General features: G+C 37.5%; 16 protein-coding genes and 5 tRNA genes. All 21 read right to left on the minus strand.

What is annotated here, in order from left to right:
- Positions 1-244 precede the first annotated feature (244 nt).
- Entirely contained in the window at positions 245-4,534 is a 4,290-nt protein-coding gene (gene rpoC, locus IPI15_RS12770; protein WP_287403535.1) for a DNA-directed RNA polymerase subunit beta', read from the minus strand.
- Positions 4,535-4,612: 78 nt separating this feature from the next.
- Positions 4,613-8,434: a DNA-directed RNA polymerase subunit beta gene (gene rpoB, locus IPI15_RS12775; RefSeq protein ID WP_287403534.1), complete on the minus strand. Its 3,822-nt coding sequence runs from the start codon at positions 8,432-8,434 to the stop codon at positions 4,613-4,615.
- A 256-nt stretch (positions 8,435-8,690) separates the two neighbouring features.
- Complete coding sequence (gene rplL / locus IPI15_RS12780) at positions 8,691-9,071, minus strand: 50S ribosomal protein L7/L12 (protein ID WP_287403532.1); 381 nt, start codon at positions 9,069-9,071, stop codon at positions 8,691-8,693.
- 119 nt (positions 9,072-9,190) lie between these two features.
- Complete coding sequence (gene rplJ / locus IPI15_RS12785; protein WP_287420562.1) at positions 9,191-9,718, minus strand: 50S ribosomal protein L10; 528 nt, start codon at positions 9,716-9,718, stop codon at positions 9,191-9,193.
- 20 nt (positions 9,719-9,738) lie between these two features.
- Entirely contained in the window at positions 9,739-10,431 is a 693-nt protein-coding gene (rplA, locus tag IPI15_RS12790; RefSeq protein ID WP_287403529.1) for a 50S ribosomal protein L1, read from the minus strand.
- 99 nt (positions 10,432-10,530) lie between these two features.
- On the minus strand, positions 10,531-10,974 hold the full coding sequence (gene rplK / locus IPI15_RS12795) for a 50S ribosomal protein L11 (protein WP_287403527.1): 444 nt from the start codon (positions 10,972-10,974) through the stop codon (positions 10,531-10,533).
- Between the two features lie 46 nt (positions 10,975-11,020).
- A complete protein-coding gene (gene nusG / locus IPI15_RS12800; RefSeq protein ID WP_287403525.1) occupies positions 11,021-11,590 on the minus strand; it encodes a transcription termination/antitermination protein NusG in 570 nt (189 codons plus the stop codon).
- Entirely contained in the window at positions 11,590-11,781 is a 192-nt protein-coding gene (gene secE / locus IPI15_RS12805; protein ID WP_287403523.1) for a preprotein translocase subunit SecE, read from the minus strand. Before secE ends, nusG begins: the two co-directional genes overlap by 1 nt.
- A 14-nt stretch (positions 11,782-11,795) precedes the next feature.
- A tRNA-Trp gene (locus IPI15_RS12810) sits at positions 11,796-11,868 on the minus strand.
- Between the two features lie 69 nt (positions 11,869-11,937).
- Positions 11,938-13,134 carry an elongation factor Tu gene (gene tuf / locus IPI15_RS12815; protein ID WP_287403522.1) on the minus strand — a complete coding sequence of 399 codons (1,197 nt, stop codon included), beginning with the start codon at positions 13,132-13,134 and terminating at the stop codon, positions 11,938-11,940.
- Positions 13,135-13,263: 129 nt separating this feature from the next.
- Positions 13,264-13,335 (minus strand) — tRNA-Thr (locus tag IPI15_RS12820).
- A gap of 89 nt (positions 13,336-13,424) precedes the next feature.
- A tRNA-Gly gene (locus tag IPI15_RS12825) sits at positions 13,425-13,500 on the minus strand.
- A 40-nt stretch (positions 13,501-13,540) separates the two neighbouring features.
- Positions 13,541-13,623, minus strand: a tRNA-Tyr gene (locus IPI15_RS12830).
- Positions 13,624-13,637: 14 nt separating this feature from the next.
- Positions 13,638-13,711: transfer RNA gene (locus IPI15_RS12835), tRNA-Thr, on the minus strand.
- Between the two features lie 322 nt (positions 13,712-14,033).
- The gene (locus tag IPI15_RS12840) at positions 14,034-15,329 is read right to left on the minus strand and encodes a DEAD/DEAH box helicase (RefSeq protein WP_287403520.1); all 1,296 of its coding nucleotides are present in this window, start codon (positions 15,327-15,329) and stop codon (positions 14,034-14,036) included.
- 146 nt (positions 15,330-15,475) lie between these two features.
- Positions 15,476-15,793 (minus strand): DUF3817 domain-containing protein, encoded by a 318-nt coding sequence (locus IPI15_RS12845; protein ID WP_287403519.1) that lies wholly within the window; start codon positions 15,791-15,793, stop codon positions 15,476-15,478.
- 12 nt (positions 15,794-15,805) lie between these two features.
- Positions 15,806-16,225: an OsmC family protein gene (locus IPI15_RS12850; RefSeq protein WP_287403517.1), complete on the minus strand. Its 420-nt coding sequence runs from the start codon at positions 16,223-16,225 to the stop codon at positions 15,806-15,808.
- Positions 16,226-16,288: 63 nt separating this feature from the next.
- Positions 16,289-16,975: an NAD-dependent epimerase/dehydratase family protein gene (locus IPI15_RS12855; protein ID WP_287403515.1), complete on the minus strand. Its 687-nt coding sequence runs from the start codon at positions 16,973-16,975 to the stop codon at positions 16,289-16,291.
- Positions 16,968-17,351 (minus strand): VOC family protein, encoded by a 384-nt coding sequence (locus IPI15_RS12860; RefSeq protein WP_287403512.1) that lies wholly within the window; start codon positions 17,349-17,351, stop codon positions 16,968-16,970. Before IPI15_RS12860 ends, IPI15_RS12855 begins: the two co-directional genes overlap by 8 nt.
- A 230-nt stretch (positions 17,352-17,581) precedes the next feature.
- Complete coding sequence (locus tag IPI15_RS12865) at positions 17,582-20,410, minus strand: hypothetical protein (protein WP_287403510.1); 2,829 nt, start codon at positions 20,408-20,410, stop codon at positions 17,582-17,584.
- Positions 20,411-20,442: 32 nt separating this feature from the next.
- On the minus strand, positions 20,443-20,943 hold the full coding sequence (locus IPI15_RS12870) for a T9SS type A sorting domain-containing protein (protein WP_287403508.1): 501 nt from the start codon (positions 20,941-20,943) through the stop codon (positions 20,443-20,445).
- Positions 20,944-21,152: the final 209 nt, after the last annotated feature.

Here is a 21,152-nt window from a genome sequence, read left to right on the forward strand (position 1 = left end):
ATGATAAATGGTAAATAATAAATGATAAGATGGTGATACGTGATATCAAAGTTCAGTCGGATTGACTTGATATTGATAGGTAATCGAGAATTAGTTATGGACGAAGATATAGATAGGACAGTTCAACTTAATTCTTTAATACTGTCATAACGATATACTGTCATACTAATATACTATCATACTATTAACTAAAAAGACCGTAAAACTTACGTCTTACGGTCTCAATATTTTAAGATAAATCTTATTAATTCATGATCTCTTCAGGGCTATGCTCCAGGATCGCACCATCAGCAGTAACACCCACCAATAGTTGATTGAACTTACGCATACCTGTTCCTGCAGGGATCTTCTTACCTATGATCACATTCTCTTTAAGACCTTTCAACATATCTTTCTTAGCAGCTATCGCGGCAGTACTCAATACTTTAGTTGTCTCCTGGAATGATGCAGCAGATATCCAACTTTCTGTACCCAATGAAGACTTGGTGATACCAAGTAATAATGGTGAAGAAGTGGCTGCAGCAGCGTCACGGAATTCCACCGGCTTAAGGTCATCTCTCTTAAGAATTGAATTTTCCTCTCTGATCTGACGTATAGTAACCAATTGTCCTGGTTTAAATTTAGTACTGTCTCCAGCCTCAATTACTACCTTCTTATCGAATACAAAGTCATTCTGCTCAAGGAACTCGTATTTTTCTGCTGCTTCTCCTTCTAGGAAAGTTGTATCTCCCGGCTCTATGATAGCCACTCTTCTCATCATCTGTCTGATGATTACCTCGATGTGCTTATCATTGATAGCTATACCTTGAGAACGATATACTTCCTGAACACCATTGACAAGGTGCGCCTGAACTGCAAACGGACCTTTGATATCAAGAATATCTTTTGGCGCGATAGCACCATCAGAAAGTGGTGTACCAGCTCTTACAAAGTCGCCGTCCTGTACAAGAACGTGTTTGGACAATCCAACAAGATACTTCCTTTCCTGACCATCTTTAGATGTGATAGAAACCTCTCTGTTACCACGTTTGATCATACCAAATTTTACGATACCGTCTATCTCTGCTACTACAGCCGGGTTAGAAGGGTTTCTCGCCTCGAATAACTCTGTTACTCTTGGAAGACCACCCGTGATATCCGTAATCTTACCTAACTTTCTAGGTATCTTAGCGATAACCTGGCCTGCTTTGATTTTGGAGGCGTCATCTACCTGCATGTACGAACCTACAGGAAGTGTATAGTTACGTAATTCTTCTCCTGCCTTATCTACGATACGGATGATTGGAATCTTACGTTTATTTTTACTTTCAATAATAACTTTTTCAGCAAATCCAGTCTGATCATCACGTTCTACACGGAATGTCACACCTTCTTCGATTGCATCGAATTGTGCTTTACCGGCAAACTCTGAGATTATAACTGCATTAAATGGATCCCAGTCGCATATCAAATCGCCTTTAGCAACTTTATCTCCATCTCTCAATTTCAATTTAGCACCATAAGGAACATGCTCTGTATTTAAAAGCTTACCTGTCTTACCATCAACGTTTTTGATCTCACCGGTTCTGGAAATAACAACTTCACTTTGAGTTCCGTCTTCATTTTCCTGAATAGCAACTCTGATGCCATCAAACTCCAATTTACCTTCGTACTTAGATCTGATTTCAGAATCTGATTTAGACATTGAGGCGGTACCCCCTGTGTGGAATGTACGAAGCGTCAACTGTGTTCCCGGCTCCCCGATAGACTGAGCAGCGATGATACCTACCGCATCACCCATTTCTGCTATTCTACCTGTAGCAAGGTTCTTACCATAGCATTTATTACAAACACCACGTTTAGTTTCACATGTCAGTACTGAACGGATCGTAACGCTTTCAATACCTGCTGCTTCAATAGCTTCAGCTACATATTCATCGATATATTCACCTGCAGCTAAGATAATTTCATCTGTGTCAGGGTGGAAAATATCGTGAAGTGAATAACGTCCTATAATACGGTTAGCCAATGTTTCGATGATCTTTTCATTGTCTTTTAATGCAAGTGTCTCAATACCTCTTAAAGTATCACAATCCACCTCCATGATAACAACGTCCTGAGCTACATCCACCAATCTACGAGTTAAGTAACCAGCATCCGCTGTTTTCAAAGCTGTATCCGCAAGACCTTTTCTAGCACCGTGTGTAGAGATAAAGTATTCCAAAACTGATAACCCTTCTATGAATGAAGACAAGATCGGGTTTTCAATAATCGCACCTCCGGTGTCACCTGATTTTCTAGGCTTAGCCATAAGTCCCCTTAGTCCGCACAACTGCTTGATCTGCTGCTTAGAACCACGAGCACCTGAGTCCAACATCATATAAACAGAATTAAAACCTTGTTTATCCAAAGCCAACTCTTTCATCAACGTATTCGTGATCAAGTTATCCGCAAAAGTCCATTTATCTATCGTCTGATTATAACGCTCATTATTGGTAATTAGACCCATGTTGTAATGTTCCATGATTTCATCTACCTGACTCTGAGCGCTCTTAATAGCCGTAACTTTCATGTTCGGTATAATCAAATCACCCAAGTTAAAAGAAAGACCACCTTTGAAAGACCAAAAATATCCTAACTCTTTGATTCCATCAAGGAATTCAGCAGTTACAGCAAAATCCGTTCTTTTAATGATATCGTTGATTACCTTTTTAAGGTTTTTCTTTGTAAGCAATTCATTAATGTAGGGAACACTAGGAGGTACAGCTTTATTAAACAATACTCTACCAACAGTTGTATCAATCAATTTAATGACTAATTTGCCATCTACTTCTACCCTTTCTCTTACTTTGATCTCCGCATGAAGATCAATCTTTCCTTCATTCAATGCAATCACTACTTCTTCAGTAGAGTAGAATTTCATTCCTTGGCCTCTAACAATTAGATCATCTTTCGACACCTTTGCTTTAGTAAGGTAGTATAATCCAAGTACCATATCCTGAGAAGGAAGGGTCACCGGAGAACCATCCTGAGGGTTCAACATGTTGTGTGAGGATAGCATCAACAACTGTGCTTCAATTATTGAAGCTTGGCTCAATGGTACGTGTACCGCCATCTGGTCACCGTCAAAATCGGCGTTGAATGCACTACAAACTAATGGGTGCAACTGGATGGCTTTTCCTTCTATCAATTTAGGCTGGAAAGCCTGAATAGAAAGTCTGTGAAGTGTAGGTGCCCTGTTTAACATTACAGGATGGCCTTTTAATATATTTTCTAGAATCTCCCAAATAACCGGGTCTTTCCTTTCTACTAATTTTTTTGCAGATTTTACGGTCTTAACAATACCTCTTTCAATCAGTTTTCTGATAACAAATGGTTTGAAAAGCTCAGAAGCCATTCCTTTAGGAATACCACATTCGTGCAACTTCAAGGTAGGTCCTACAACAATTACAGAACGTCCTGAATAATCAACCCTTTTACCTAATAAGTTTTGACGGAAACGACCTTGCTTACCTTTAAGGATATCAGATAGTGATTTTAACGCTCTACCACCTTCTGCTTTTACAGCATTAGATTTTCTTGAATTATCGAACAAACTGTCAATAGATTCCTGAAGCATCCTTTTCTCATTACGCAAGATAACCTCTGGCGCTTTGATCTCTAAAAGTCTCTTAAGACGGTTGTTTCTTATGATCACCCTTCGATACAAGTCGTTCAAATCCGAAGAAGCAAAACGGCCACCATCCAAAGGAACCAATGGTCTCAATTCAGGTGGTACCACTGGCAAATACTGAATAACAGCCCATTCAGGCTTGTTCTCAGTAGTTAACATCCCTTCTCTGAAAGATTCTACTACTCTCAATCTCTTTAGCGCTTCAGACTTTCTTTGTTGAGAAGTTTCTGTTGATGCTAAGTGGCGTAATTCAAATGATAATGAATCAAGATCGATTCTTACAAGTAATTCACGAACTGCTTCAGCACCCATCTTTGCGATGAATTTATCTGGATGGCTGTCATCAAGCAATTGATTTTCCTTAGGAAGCGAATCAAGAATTTCGAAATATTCCTCTTCTGCTAAAAGATCCAATCTATTGACTCCACTGGTTTCTTTTACACCAGCCTGAACAACAACGTACCTTTCGTAGTAGATGATTGATTCAAGTTTCTTAGAAGAAACACCTAAAAGATATCCAATTTTGTTTGGAAGAGATCTGAAAAACCAAATATGAACGATTGGAACCACCAGTTTGATGTGCCCCATACGCTCTCTACGTACTTTCTTCTCTGTAACTTCTACACCACATCGATCGCATACGATGCCTTTGTAACGAATCCTTTTATATTTACCACAGTAGCATTCATAATCCTTAACTGGACCAAATATTCTTTCACAGAATAAACCGTCACGCTCAGGCTTGTATGAACGATAATTGATTGTTTCAGGCTTTAAAACCTCCCCATATGACCTCTCCAAAATCTCATCAGGACTAGCTAAACGAATAGTAATCGATGAAAAACTTTGCTTTGGTGTTGAATTCTTTTTCTTCAATGACATATTATAATAAAGTTAATGGGTTCAAATAATGATTAATTTATTCAACTTAAGTTGAATCTCGAAACATGGATTTAATTATTAATCAAATCCTACGTCAAGTGCTAATCCTCTTAATTCATGGACCAATACATTGAATGACTCAGGGATATTTGGCTCTGGAAGGTTATCACCTTTCACTATCGCCTCATAAGCTTTCGCTCTACCCTGGATATCATCCGACTTAATAGTCAATAATTCCTGAAGAATATTTGATGCTCCGTAAGCTTCAAGTGCCCATACCTCCATCTCTCCAAAACGCTGACCACCAAACTGAGCTTTACCACCCAGAGGTTGTTGTGTTATTAATGAGTATGGTCCGATACTTCTTGCGTGCATCTTATCATCTACCATGTGAGAAAGTTTCAACATATAGATAACTCCTACAGTTGCTTTTTGGTGGAATTTATCACCGGTCTCACCATCATATAGATATGTTTGTCCTAATTCAGGTAGCTCAGCTTTAACCAATTCGTCAGCTATTTCTGAGAATTTAGCACCATCAAAGATTGGAGTTGCATACTTTATGTTCAACTTTTCACCTGCCCAGCCTAATACTGTTTCAAATATCTGACCTAGGTTCATCCTTGAAGGTACACCCAGTGGATTTAAAACGATATCCACAGGAGTTCCATCTTCAAGGAAAGGCATATCTTCTACCCTTACTATTCTAGATACGATACCCTTGTTACCGTGACGACCCGCCAATTTATCTCCAACTTTCAGCTTACGCTTCTTAGCGATATAAACCTTAGCTAACTTCAATACACCAGCTGGTAACTCATCACCAATACTGATATTGAATTTCTCTCTTTTATAGCGACCAAGTTCTTCATTTACTTTGATGCTATAATTATGTAACATTCTTACGATCAAAGCATTTGTTGCATCATCGTCAGTCCAGTTTGCATAATCTACGGTATTGAATTCGATTGCTTTCAGAACAGTTTTATTAAACTTAGATCCTTTAGGCAACATCTCTTCATTGTAGATTGATTTGATTCCTTTTGTTACCCTGTTTTTAACCAAAACAAGTAGCTTATCGATCAAGTTCGTCTTCAATTCATTCAGTAAGACTTCATGTTCATCATCTAACTTGTCTAACAGGTCTTTTTCATGAACTTTCTGTACCTTATCTTTTTTCGCTCTTGCGAATAATTGTTTGTTTATTACTACACCTTCTACAGATGGAGGACACTTTAATGATGCATCTTTCACATCACCAGCTTTGTCACCGAAAATGGCACGAAGTAGTTTTTCTTCTGGAGTAGGATCACTTTCTCCTTTTGGAGTGATCTTACCTATAAGGATATCGCCTTCGTTAACCCAAGCACCAACTCTAATGATCCCGTTATCGTCCAAGTCTTTAGTAGCTTCTTCACTAACGTTTGGTATATCCGGAGTCAATTCCTCTTCACCTAGTTTTGTATCTCTTACATCCATCTCGAAGTGCTCAATATGGATAGATGAAAATACATCTTCTCTTACTACTCTTTCAGAAAGCACGATAGCATCCTCAAAGTTGTAACCTTTCCAAGGCATGAAAGCCACTTTTAGGTTTTGACCCAATGCCAACTCACCATTTTCTGTAGCATAACCTTCGCAAAGTACTGTTCCTGCATTCACTCTCATACCTTTCTTTACGATTGGCTTAAGGTTGATACAAGTACCTTGGTTGGTACGTAAGAATTTAGTTAATGTATATGTTTTAACATTGTCTTCAAAAGATACCAATTGATCTTCTTCACTTCTGTCATATCTAATAATGATCTTTGCAGCATCTACATAATCTACCACACCATCACCTTCAGCATTAATTAGCATTCTTGAATCTCTGGCCACTTTGCCTTCCAGACCTGTACCTACGATAGGTGAAGCCGGACGAATCAAAGGAACTGCCTGACGTTGCATGTTCGAACCCATCAAGGCTCTGTTTGCATCATCATTTTCAAGGAATGGAATCAATGAAGCTGAAATACCAACAATCTGGTTTGGAGCTACATCAATATATTCAACTTCTGAAGGTTCAAGTACTGGAAAATCACCCTGATCTCTTGCTTTGATACGATCACTAACGAACGAACCATCTTCATTAATAGGGGAATTGGCCTGAGCAATTTTTTGATAATCTTCCGCTTCAGCAGAAAGGTAATCAACTGTTGTCGTAAGATCTACAACCCCATTATTTACTTTTCTATAAGGAGTCTCAAGGAATCCCATTTTATTAATCTTCGCATGCACGCAAAGTGTAGAAATCAATCCAATATTTGGTCCTTCGGGAGTCTCAATAGTACAAAGACGACCATAGTGAGAATAGTGAACGTCACGCACCTCAAAACCTGCTCTCTCTCTGGAAAGACCACCTGGCCCTAGTGCTGAAATTCTTCTCTTATGTGTGATCTCTGAAAGTGGATTGGTTTGATCCAGAAACTGAGATAATTGAGATGTACCAAAAAATGAGTTGATAACTGAAGAAAGTGTTCTTGCATTAATAAGGTCTACGGGAGTAAATACCTCATTATCACGAACGTTCATCCGCTCACGAATTGTTCTGGCCATACGAGCAAGTCCAACTCCAAATTGAGCAAATAATTGTTCACCAACTGTTCTAACTCTTCTATTGCTCAAGTGATCGATATCATCGAGTTCAGCTTTCTGATTTATCAATGATACTAGATATTTAACAATAAGAATAATGTCTTCTTTTGTCAATACCAATGTAGTCAGATCAGTAGAAAGTCCTAGTTTTCGGTTGATCTTATATCTACCAACTTCACCCAGGTTATATCTTTTGTCTGAAAAGAATAATTTATCAATGATACTTCTTGCAGTCTCTTCATCAGGTGGCTCTGCACCTCTTAGCTGACGATAGATGTATTCTACAGCTTCAATTTCACTACTTGCAGGGTCTTTTTGAAGGGTATTGTAAATGATCGTATAATCTTCAGAAACATCTTCTTTTTGAAGGATGACTGTCTCTATACCTGCATCTTGAATAAGATCAAAATGAGACTCTTCCAAAATCACGTCTCTTTCAAGGATGATTTCATTTCTTTCTATTGTCACCACCTCTCCAGTATCCTCATCGACAAAATCTTCAGTCCATTTGCGGAGGACACGTGCAGCAAGCTTTCTGCCAACTGCCTTTTGAAGATCTTTTTTCTTAGCTGATATCTCTTCTGAAAGGCCAAAGATTTCTAAAATATCTTTATCAGAACCAAATCCAATAGCTCTAAGAAGCGTTGTTACAGGGAATTTTTTCTTTCTATCTATATAAGCATACATGACAGTATTAATGTCTGTAGCAAATTCCATCCAGGCTCCTTTAAATGGAATTACCCTGGCTGAATAGATCTTAGTTCCATTTGGGTGGAATGTCTGACTAAAGAAAACTCCAGGTGATCTATGCAGTTGTGAAACGACAACCCTTTGTGCACCATTTATCACAAAAGTGCCTTTCGGGGTCATATATGGAATATTTCCTAAGAAAACATCCTGAACAATCGTTTGAAAGTCGACGTGTTCCTCATCATTACAAGATAAACGAAGTTTTGCTTTCAAAGGAAGAGAATATGTCAGACCGCGCTGCATACATTCTTCTATATCATATCTTGGCGGGTCTATATAATAATCCAAAAATTCCAATACGAAAATGCTTCTCGCATCACTTATTGGAAAATTTTCCTGGAATACTCTATATAGACCTTCATTAATTCTATTTTCAGGTGTTGTTTCAAGTTGGAAAAATTCTTTGAAAGATTTTAACTGGATCTCCAAAAGATCCGGTTGATGATCTGCCAATTTGATTTTACCAAAATTATGTCTAGTTAATTCACTGTTTTTAGAAGCTACTTTTGAACCCATTAGATCGATCTGTTTTTAGTAATAAAGTAATCTAAGATTACTGCAATATGAATGAAGTTTTCAAATAAAGAGAGAGACATAAAATAAGCCTCTAAAACACATAGTTACGATGAAAGTTCATATATAACCATAGGCTTAGTAGAGTTATAAATAACTCAACTAAGCCTAATCGATATACAATATTACTTTTATTAGCAACACTATGTTTTTACCAAACAACCAACTATGGTCTTCGGTTTGTAAGAATTAAATGTTATTATTTAATTTCAACCTCAGCACCTGCTCCATCAAGAGCTGCTTTGATTGAATCAGCTTCGTCTTTTGAAACACCTTGTTTCAAAGGAGCTGGAGCAGCGTCAACTATGTCTTTAGCCTCTTTCAAGCCTAAGTTCAATAAGTTTTTCACTTCTTTAACAACTGCTAGTTTGTTAGCACCTGCTGATTTCAAAATAACATCAAACTCAGTTTGAACAGCTGCTTCAGCGTCACCGCCACCTGCTGCTGGTCCTGCTACTGCTACTGCTGCAGCTGCTGCTGGTTCAATACCATACTCATCTTTAAGTATAGTTGCCAATTCTGTAACTTCCTTAACGGTTAAGTTAACCAATTGTTCTGCGAAAGATTTTAAATCCGCCATGTTGTAATTAATTTTTAAAATTTAGTCAATAAATATATTATTGCGTAAAGCTTGGAAGCCGTATTAATAGTAGCTCGATTCAGAGATCAATCTTCTTCAAGCTACCAAAGCAAATGCAATTAGTTTGCTCTTTCCTCTAAAGTCTTCAACAGACCCGCTATTGTGGATCCTCCAGACTTCAAAGCACTGATAACGTTTTTCGCAGGAGATTGTAATAGACCAAGTATTTCGCCTACCAATTGCTCTTTTGATTTAAGTTTTGTTAAAACTTCTATTTGATCATCACCGATGTAAATTGCCGAATCTATATAAGCTGCTTTTAAAACCGGTTTGCTGTTTGCTTTTCTGAATTTCTTAAGAAGTTTCGTAGGTATATTTGCCGTTTCGGTAAACAATACTGCGGTTGGCCCTGTAAGTGATTCATATAGACCTGCATAACCTTTTGATTCGTCAGCAGCCTCTAAAGCCTTTTTAACAAGTGTATTTTTAACCACCTGCATTTGTACATTCTCTGCAAAACAAAGTCTTCTGAAATTGTTAATTTGCGCTACACTCAGAGATGATGCATCTGTAAGGTAGAAGAATGTAGAGTTGGCAAACTGCTCTGTTAAGTCCGCTATTGCCTGTGTTTTTTGTTCTTTATTCATATCTCTTTCTCTTGATAGAATTATTTAATTGATCGGGTATCGATTTTCACACCAGGGCTCATCGTTGAAGCTATAGTTATAGACTTCATATATGTTCCTTTAGCAGAAGAAGGTTTCATTCTGTTCAAAGTATGTAACAGTTCGTTAGCATTGTCAACCAATTGCGCAGGAGTAAATGAAACTCTACCTACTGATGAGTGCACGATACCATATTTATCAACTCTGAATGAGATTTTACCTTTTTTAACTTCATTGACAGCATTTGCTACGTCATTAGTTACAGTTCCAGTCTTAGGGTTAGGCATTAAACCTCTTGGACCTAAAACTCTTGCTATTTTACCCATTTTAGCCATTACGCCAGGCATTGCAATTACAACGTCCACATCAGTCCATCCTCCAGCAACTTTTTCAATCAATTCGTCAAGTCCTACAAATTCCGCACCTGCTGCACGAGCTTCATCCTCCTTTTCCGGAGTACAAAAAACAGCAACAGTTTTGCTTTTACCAGTACCATGAGGGAGGGAAACAGTTCCTCTGATCGCTTGATCAGCTTTACGAGGATCTACTCCTAATTTGATATGCAAATCGACAGAAGCATCGAATTTTGCATAGTTGGCGTCTTTAACGACTGCCATAGCTTCTTCAATCAGATACAATTTATTTGCATCAACTTTGGCTTGAGAAGCTTTTTGTTTTTTAGAAAGTTTTGACATCTCAAAATGTTTTTAGGTAAAACGCTGACCACATAGTCAGCTCCCTTATTATTAAAATATATAACTTCAAAATTGAGGATAAATATCCTCGTATTTGAATTAATTATCCCAAGGTGCAGTACCTTCCACTGTTATACCCAATGAGCGGGCACTACCAGCTACCATTTTCATAGCAGAGTGAAGAGTCAATGCATTCAAGTCCGACATTTTATCTTCAGCTACTTTTTGTACTTGATCCCAGGTTACTTTACCAACTTTTTTTCTATTAGACTCATCAGAACCTTTTTTAGCTCCGCTCAACTCTAATAATTGAACTGAAGCAGGAGATGTTTTAATGATAAAATCAAACGATTTATCTTTATAAACATTGATGATAACCGGGCAAACTTTACCCATTTTATCTTGAGTCTCTGCATTAAATCTTTTGCAGAATTCCATGATGTTTACACCTTTTGCACCTAAAGCCGGTCCTACTGGTGGAGCAGGGTTTGCCTGTCCGCCTTTGACTTGCAATTTGATTTTTATATCAACCTCTTTTGCCATAATAGTTAATTGTTATATTCTGTACCCTCAAGGATACAATGTTTAATTATTTCTTTTCAACCTGTACGAAGTTCAACTCAACTTCTGTACCACGACCGAATATTTTAACGATCACTTTAAGTTTCTTTTTCTCTTCGTTAACTTCTTTGATGTCTCCAACAAACTCGTTGAATGGCCCATCGACAATTTTAATTGTTTCGCCAACGATAAATGGTTCCAACATCGATTCATCCATATCTTGAGACTCATCAATCTTCCCGAGTAATCGATTAGCTTCTGCATGTTGCATTGGTATCGGCTGCTGTCCACCTAGAAAGTGAATTACATTTGGTATATTATTGATGGCTTGGATTATTTCTCCAGTCATCTTTTTAAATACTGCCTCTACTAGAATATATCCGCCCAGGATGTTTCTTTCACGAATCACCTTTTTGCCCTTCTCTATTTTGTAGACCTTTTCAGTTGGAACCACTACTTGTGTAACAATTTCCTTCCAACCTGAACGGGTCAATTCAAGGTCAATGGCTTCCTTAGCCTTCTTTTCTTTACCACTGATGACTCGAAGGGAATACCACTTTCGATCATTTGGGATCAATATTTCAGGACTATCGGACATTATTTAATTTTATAGATAAAATCAACAAGTGTATTAATTCCACCATCCATTATAAAGACGAAAACAGTGATAATCAACAAACCTACAATGACTGCAATGGTGCTCTCAAGAAGGACATTACGCTCCGGCCATTCAACTTTGTGAATTAGCTCATCATAACTATCTTTAATGTATGTTGTTAATTTGTCCATTTTGTTAAAATTTGCACGGGAAGCAGGGATCGAACCCGCAACCTACGGTTTTGGAGACCGGCACTCTACCAGTTGAGCTATTCCCGTTGATAATTGAAATAAGCACCCCATCAAGATGAGGTGCTTAATATCATTACAATTCTTATTTAAAATTGCTTATGCAATCACCTCAGTAACCTGTCCAGCACCAACTGTACGGCCACCTTCACGGATCGCAAAACGCAAACCTTTATCCATTGCAATTGTGTTCAACAATGTAACTTCTAGAGTTACGTTGTCACCTGGCATAACCATTTCAACACCTGCAGGAAGTACACAGTCACCTGTTACATCCGTCGTTCTGAAGTAGAACTGTGGACGGTAACCGTTAAAGAATGGAGTATGACGTCCACCTTCATCTTTTCCAAGAACATAAACTTCACACTTGAATTTCTTGTGTGGCTTTACTGAACCTGGAGCACAAATAACTTGACCTCTTTTGATCATTGTTTTATCGATACCTCTCAAAAGTAAACCAGCGTTATCACCTGCCTCACCTCTGTCAAGTAATTTTCTAAACATCTCAACACCTGTTACAACTGATGTAAGAGGCTTCTCATCTTCTTTCATCATACCGATAATTTCAACCGGGTTGTTAACGTTGATTACACCTCTTTCAATACGACCTGTAGCTACTGTACCTCTACCTGTGATAGTAAATACGTCTTCTACCGGCATCAAGAATGGAAGGTCAACAAGACGAGCAGGCTCAGGAATCTGAGTATCTACTGCTTCCATAAGATCTTTGATCTTCTGAACGTAAACAGGATCTCCTTCCAAAGCTTTCAAAGCAGAACCTTGAATAACCGCAGCGTTAGAACCGTCAAATTCGTATTGATCAAGTAGTTCTCTAACTTCCATTTCTACTAATTCTAGCATTTCCGGATCGTCAACGATATCTACTTTATTCATGAAAACTACAATCGCTGGAACACCAACCTGGCGAGCCAATAGAATGTGTTCTCTTGTTTGAGGCATAGGACCATCAGTAGCTGCAACCACAAGGATCGCTCCGTCCATTTGAGCAGCACCTGTAACCATGTTCTTAACATAGTCGGCGTGACCCGGACAGTCAACGTGAGCATAGTGACGATTAACCGTCTGATACTCTACGTGAGCAGTGTTGATAGTAATACCTCTTTCTTTTTCCTCCGGAGCAGCATCAATTGAATCATAACTCTTCTTTTCAGCCAATCCATCAGCAGCTAACACTGAAGTGATAGCAGCCGTAAGAGTGGTTTTACCATGATCCACGTGACCTATTGTACCAACGTTAAGGTGTGGCTTGCTCCTGTCAAATGTTTCCTTTGCCATCGAATGAACTTTTTTTAAAAAATATTTAAATTATACAATTATAAACTAATACAAAATTAGGCGGAAGACAACTGTTTCCGCTTAAAGTTTTCTTTATATATCATGCCAAATCAGGCACACATATTTTAGAGCTGATGAAGGGATTTGAACCCTCGACCTCTTCCTTACCAAGGAAGTGCTCTACCCCTGAGCTACATCAGCATACGTTATGGGGAATATCCAATTTGCAATCTCAATTCCTTAACACATATACGATAGTAACCGTATTTCTTCAGGAAAACCTGAAAGGATGGAGCGGGAGACGAGGCTCGAACCCGCGACCTACAGCTTGGAAGGCTGTCGCTCTACCAACTGAGCTACTCCCGCAAAAAATACAAAATGATTGAAATTGACAATAATTAATTTGTGGGCAGAGTAGGGTTCGAACCTACGTACACTCACGTGAGCAGATTTACAGTCTGCCGCCTTTAACCACTCGGCCATCTACCCGACAAAATAATTAGAGCCAGTGGAGGGATTCGAACCCCCGACCAGCTGATTACAAATCAGCTGCTCTGGCCAACTGAGCTACACTGGCATTGAATTTCTTTTTACTTATTTACTTGAAATACATGTAAAAAGAAGTTCAATATTATATTTTTATCAGTGCTAACATAAGCACCAAACGGTCGTTTCAATCAAAAACTATTGGACTTTTCCATAAGCGACTGCAAAGATAATACTAACTTTGACATTTTATATATGTAGTTCAAAAAAAAATCAAACTATTTTCAAATGTACTTTCACTGACGCATAAAATCCAGCCCACATAACCAAATCATACTTACTTAAATCATTGAATATAAATAAATTGTATTCAATCAATTTATGGGTTGCCCGATTATTTGACTTTTAAAATTCTATCTCGATTCAGACATAGACCTATTTGGTCTTGATCCTTTCCATGATTTTGGACGCTGGTTATTCCTTCCGCCGCCATTTCCCTGTTGACGAGCACCACCTCTTTGTCCTTGCTGTTTGACAGTTGCCGGAGTAGGTTTGATAAACTCATATTCTTCATGATACGGATGAGTATCCACTATATGAATATTTCTATTGATCAATTTTTGTATATCTCTAAGATATGCTACTTCTACATCATCACAAAACGACAAAGCTATGCCCGATGATCCTGCCCTACCGGTTCTACCTATTCTATGTACGTAGGTCTCTGCAATATTTGGCAATTCATAATTCAAAACATGCGTCAGGTCATCAATGTCAATTCCTCTGGCAGCAATATCTGTTGCAACCAATACTCTGGTAGTTCTATTTTTGAAATTTTGTAGAGCTCGTTGTCTTGCCACTTGAGATTTATTTCCATGAATGGCTTCTGCAGTTACATTTGAACGAATTAGATCTTTAACTACCTTGTCTGCGCCATGTTTTGTTCTGGTGAAAACCAAAATTGTCTCGATTGACCTATCCTTCAACATATCATTCAACAATAATCTCTTGTTGTCTTTCTTGACAAAATAGACAGCTTGTGCTACCGTATCAGCTGTTGATGATACCGGACTAACTTCAACCTTCACAGGATTATTGAGAATGCTGTCAGCAAGAGATTGGATCTCTTTAGGCATTGTTGCAGAGAAAAATAATGTTTGTCGCTGTTTAGGCAACTTTGTAATGATCTTTTTCACATCATGAACGAATCCCATATCAAGCATTCTATCAGCCTCATCCAAAACAAAAAATTCAATTTTATTAAGATGAACATAACCTTGATCAATTAAGTCAAGAAGCCTGCCCGGCGTTGCTACAAGCACATCAATCCCCCTTCTCAATTTTTCAACTTGCGGATTTTGATTTACGCCCCCAAATACCACTGCATTGTGCATGCGAAGGTTTTGGCCATATGCGTCAAAACTTTCTTGTATCTGGATAGCTAATTCTCTGGTAGGTGTAAGGATAAGTGCTCTGATAGGTTTTTTACCCTGAGCAGAAAGTTCAGGTTTTCTGGATGAAAGCAATTGTAACATTGGGATTGCGAATGCCGCAGTTTTTCCAGTACCTGTCTGAGCGCAACCCAAGAGGTCTTTACCGGCAAGTACGGGTGGAATAGCTTTTTGTTGAATGGGTGTAGGATTTGTATATCCTTCTGCTTCGAGCGCACTTAGGATTGGCTCGATTAAATTTAATTCTGTAAATAACAAATTAGTTTTGTTTAAAGATTATTTAGCACTTTGATTAACTAAATATATATGTGCTTGTATATAGATTAGGTGGGTAGGTGATTAAAATAAATATAATAATAAAATTTATGCCGCAAAGGTACTTATTTAATATGACTTTGACAAATTTAGTTTTTTGGCAAAGTTGACTTGGCTCTAAATATAGTCTTGTCGGCCCAAAATGTCCCAAACGGAATCACTGAAACTAAAAGAGCCATAAATGTTACCTTATTAGACCATTTTAATATTCTGGACATAAATAATACTGTAATAATGTACAGCATAAATAAAATACCATGGCTGTACCCAATATAAATATTTGGCTCAGGTATGTTCCAGATATATTTCAAGGGCATCGAAACAAATAAAATCAACAGAAAAGAAATCCCTTCTATCAAAGCAATAAGACGTAGCCAACCAATTTGGTTGTTGAGAGTTTTATTCATGAATTGAATTCCTTAAAATTCTAGCGTTGCCTCTAATGAGATATCACAGTTCAACGATAATGAAATTGGACAGTTTGATTTTGCTTCAGCAGCAGCTGTTTGAAATTGTTCTTCTGTGATTCCTGGAACTATTGCTTTTAGAATTAAATGGCTTTTAGTGATCTTTCCATCTTCAAACGTAATCTCAGCTTTAGTATCAATATTGTCAGGTGTAAAGCCCTGAGCGTTTAAAACGAAACTTAGCTTCATGCTAAAACAAGAGGCGTGCGCTGCACCTATTAGTTCTTCCGGATTAGTTCCGGGACCATCTTCGAATCTTGCTTTATAGCCATAGTTTGCATTGTCAAGCGCATTAGACTCAGTACTTACTGTGCCAACTCCCTCTTTACCTGTGCCTTTCCAGTTTGCACTGCCAAATTTAGTAAATTTCATATTTCGATTATTTAAACCCTTAAACTAATTAAAACAAAAATAGTTTAAAATTTATGTAAGCTATTAAACTACTTCATTGTATGCAGCGTCATATTTTGCTGCTTCCTCTATAATGTCTTTGACTTCAAGTCGGGGATCTTTTCGACCAACCATACTAACCTGAATCATAGCCTTACCAATTTGTTCCAAACTGCAAAAACCATTAGAGCTAAACAACTTTATAATAGGAAAAACCCATAGAAAATATTTATAGGCTTGATGTGTAAATTTCAAACCTTTAATTGGCTTTATAATGCCGGGTCGGAATGCGAAACCCTTCACTTCTTTTAGCCGCATAATATCGTTTTCAGTCTTTCCTTTGACTCTTGCCCACATCAACTTTCCCTTTTCATCAGAATAAGTGCCTGCACCAGAAATGTAACAAATAGTTAAATCTGTATTATTCTGTGAAATCAATTCACATACATGTAATGTTAAATCATAGGTTAACCTTGTATATTCTTCTTCATTCTTTCCCACAGAAGTAACTCCCAGGCAGAAATAGCAAGCATTATATCCTTTCAATTCAGACTCTATTGGTTTTAAGTTGTAGAAGTTATTATGAATGATCTCCGACAACTTAGGATGACTGTACCCACATGGTTTTCTATTAATTACTAAAACAGCTTCCACCTGGTCAGATCTAAGGCATTCGTATAGAACACCTTCACCTACCATTCCTGTGCTGCCTGTTATTATCACTCTAATCATTACTATTTACTAATTTAAATGATGGATTGTAAATGAGACCTACTACATTGCCCCAAGGATCTACAACAGTAGCTACCTCAATATCTCCACCCACATTTTCAGGTGTTTCATGTGGCTCTGCTCCATTTTTTAACATCCAATTGTAAGTTTCATTTATATCTTCGACTCCCCAGTATACAACTACATTATCCACTTGTATTTCAGGGCTTTGACTGACAGGCTGCAAGCCTAGTTCATATCCCCCTATATTAAATCCAACATAATATGGCTGGTCAAAATATGGCTGTGTCTCAAAAACCTCAGCATACCAATCGCGAGCTTTCTCGATTTCTTTCACTTTGTAGATAGTTGTCCTAAGCCCAAGGAATTTTGACATTGTAATATTTTTTTAAAGATAAGTATTTCAATAAAATAGCACTAATGCCGAATGGAAATTTGTAATTGACAAATTATACTTTATCAACCGAATTTAAGATTGGCATTTTACGGAAAAATATTAATCAATTATATAATTCCGTTGCTTATAAGATGCATCCAAAATCAATAAAAAAAGACCGGCTGTCAGGCCGGTCTCATACATTATTTCAGACAGTAATAATTAAATTACTATTTATCTAAAGATGCCATAGCACTTTGATAAGATATCTTGTAATTTGATTGAGTTTTTCTGATTACTTCACTTCTGAAAGCTTCGTCTACAAAAAGCTTATTCAATGCCGGATAATCTTCTAATTTAACACCATGATTTAAATATTGGTTTTTAAGATAAGACATTGCTTCTTCCATTACTTCATCGCTTAATTCAGGAGGCATATTAGCATATGCAAGCGCCTCTCTTGATGTCTTAGGTTGTTGGATTTCAGGTGCATTATTTGCAATAACTCCTCTTCCCTCTTTCTTAGGATCAGCAATAGTTCCATCTTCAATTGCAGTAATACGATTTTCTAAAGATTTGTATTTGTTTTCCATTTCTGAAATTCTAATATCATGCTTCTCTACCAATCTTGCCATATCATTAGAATTCAAACCGATAGCCATATTAACTACAGAAATACCATTTGTGTTTAAAGAAGCAGACCAAGCAACCCCCACAATTTCTTTATATTGTGTAACCTTTATATCATCAGGAGAAACCGCAATTCCTTGACCATCATTTAATCCTGAAGGAAGAATATAATCTCCTGTAAGCACTAGGCCTTTTACTCTAACAGGAATTTGACCCATGAAAGCTACTTTTTCATATAGATGTTCTGTTCCTTCTTTTGGCACGTTACCAAGGACAGCAGGCTTAGTGGAAATCACCATTAATTGATGCGCTTTCACTGTATTTTTAGAAATCTTTCCTCCAGTAACTCCTACGATTTCGCCTGCAGAAATTCTTTCTGAAGGATTAGCACGTTCCAACCATTCTGCGTAATCAGCAGATCCAGATGAGTAGCTAACTCCTAAATTCTCAAATGCAAAAACATTAAATGCAATTAAATTTGCAGTGGCCAGTGCTAAATCTGCTGCTGCCATACCAATACATGCACCGCATGGACCAGTCGAAGCAACAAGTCCAGCTACTACAACAGGAATAAGTGAAAGACCAATATTAATACCCGCTGTAACTTCAGTTGCGATTAGAATAGCCTGATTGAAAATAAATTCAGGATCTGAGGCAACTTCTGCTGCTGTTTCTCCTTGAATTGCGCCTACCGGATTTCCGGAACCATTATAAAAAGTTACAAAATTACTTCCATTATCAGGAGTTCCTGCAGTTAATTTTATTGCTATTCCTTGTCCACTTCCCTCTACTCGTAATGGATGTGCGCCATAATTTCCTTCGTCGGTTCCCAATGCAGCCGAGATTGTCACCTGACCATTGGCATTAATTGCTTTTGTTGTAGTGGTACCTAATACATTTAATGTCGTATTAAGCGTAGTTGCGCCATCCACTGTAAGAATTGAATCTAATTTTGTCGCACCGCGAACTCTTAATCCGGCTTTTAATTCTGTAAACTTATGACCAGTTAATGTTCCAAAGAAATTGGCTGCACCTTGAACATCTAGAGTAGATTCCAACTTAACCGGACCGAGCGTATGAAATTCTCCTCCGATCCAAAGATTTTTACCAATACCAACGCCACCATTTACTACCAGAGCTCCGGTACTGATGCTTGTAGATTGGAAAGATGGATTATCAAGTAAAACCTGATCCTTAAAAGTAGAAAACTTATTAACCTGTAAAGTACCTGTCAATAATGTTGGAGCCATATTGTTGACGTTCAATGAATCGTTAAGATCCGTTCTAAGATCAACATTTAATCTGTTTTTAAGCCATGTTCTTTTGTCTACAGTAAGTGTTCCGCTCAAATATGTAGGTGCCATATTATTGACATTCAATGCAGCGTTTAGATCCGTAATGCCATCTACTCTCAAAGTATTTTTTAGCCAAGTAGCAAGATCAACAGTAAGTTTCCCTGTTAAATAAGTTGGAGCTCCATTATTAACATACAATGAATCATTAAGATCCGTTCTAAGGTCTACTCTCAATCTGTTTTTGAGCCATGTCTTTTTGTCAACAGTCAGCAAACCTGTTAGGTATGTTGGTGCACCATTATTTACAAATAATGAATCATTAAGATCTGTCCGAAGGTCTACCCTTAACCTGCTTTTTAGCCAGGTGTTCAGATCTACAGTAAGCGAGCCTGACAGATATGTCGCTGATCTATTTAAAACCGAGAATGGTCCATTATTGATTGTCTGTGAAAGCTTATTTTTATAGTTTGAATTTAAAATAACATCAGCCCAAACGCTCATATCATTTTGAACTTCCAAGTCATTTTTAACTGTGAGGTTATTCTCCATTGAAATATTGCCATCACATTGTATACGCATCCTTTCAATACTATTCGTGATTACCACTACATCAGCACAATCTCTTGTTCCCAGCTTAGCCTTTGGCTTGCCTGCGGTGAGATTTCCTGCCAGCATCCAAGCTTCGTCACTTCCCCTGGTTTCAATCTCATCTCCTCCCAAGATCTGTGAGGCAGTAACAGCATAGTATGCATATGGCACTGCCAATAGTTTACTGCTGCTAATGTTGGTAAATGATTGTGTAGCTTTGTCCCCTATTGAAACATTCATAAATATATCTTCAGTAGACCAAGGTATTAAATCATAGCCGCCCTTTTCAGATTTGCCTTCTCCAATAGTCAAAGAAAAAAGACCAAGAAGATTGGTAGTCACATTATGACTTTCAGAGTAATAGATTTTTTCATGCCCGGACTGCAGGCTAGTTAATTCGATTTTTAATTCAATGTCTTCATTGGCGATTACCTGACCTTTTTGGTCTCTGGCCACTGCCTGATAGTTCATACCTTTGGGTAGCGCTTGAGAAAATGAATTCACAGCGAAAAAAGCTATGAAAATGAATAGGATAAAATGCTTCATTAGTAAGTGTTTAATATTTATAAAAATTAAGCTTAATTAGAACGGATGATCTTCTTTAAATCAATTAATTCACCTGAGGAGTTGTGTATCAACAAAATATAAAGACCAGGAAGTAATTTTTCTAAATTTAGTGCGATGCGGCTTTCAGAACTTTCCTGAGTATAATCAAGCTGTTTAATTCCCTGATTATTCATAAGCTCAAAATTCAATTTATCATTATTTTTCGTTTGGATATCTAAAAATAATTGAGAATTGGTAGGATTTGGCCAAGCATCAATGATAGTTGAAGAAGCAACAGAGACAGGGCGTGTTGCTCCTTTTTTTGTGATTGTTGGTTGTTGAAAACCTTGAGTAATTAATCCCCCGGAGGTATTGATTGTCGTTGAAGCAATTTGGCCTAATGACCAGTCAAAATTAATAAGACTTGTTTTTGAAGTTTGCCCGCCTGGACTAACTAGTTGGTTTGAGATCTCTTGAGAATATAAAGCAGTAAAAACAAAAAATAATCCCAATATTAGGTTTAGCTTTTTCATGAGGGTATAGTTAAGTGCGATAAAGAGGTAAAGATATTAAATTTTTAATAAAAATTATTTGGTAACATTGATAACTCTCTAAAATCCATTAAAACGATAACACATGTACAATTTTCTATATATATGTTTTATTGCTGTTTTTATATTTTTAATGTCAGAAACAAGACAAAATTCTTAAAACTCATCTTCAAAAATAAACCTAATGTATT

Origin of the sequence: Candidatus Brachybacter algidus, assembly GCF_016707225.1 — a bacterium.
Lineage (GTDB): Bacteria > Bacteroidota > Bacteroidia > Chitinophagales > Saprospiraceae > Parvibacillus > Parvibacillus algidus.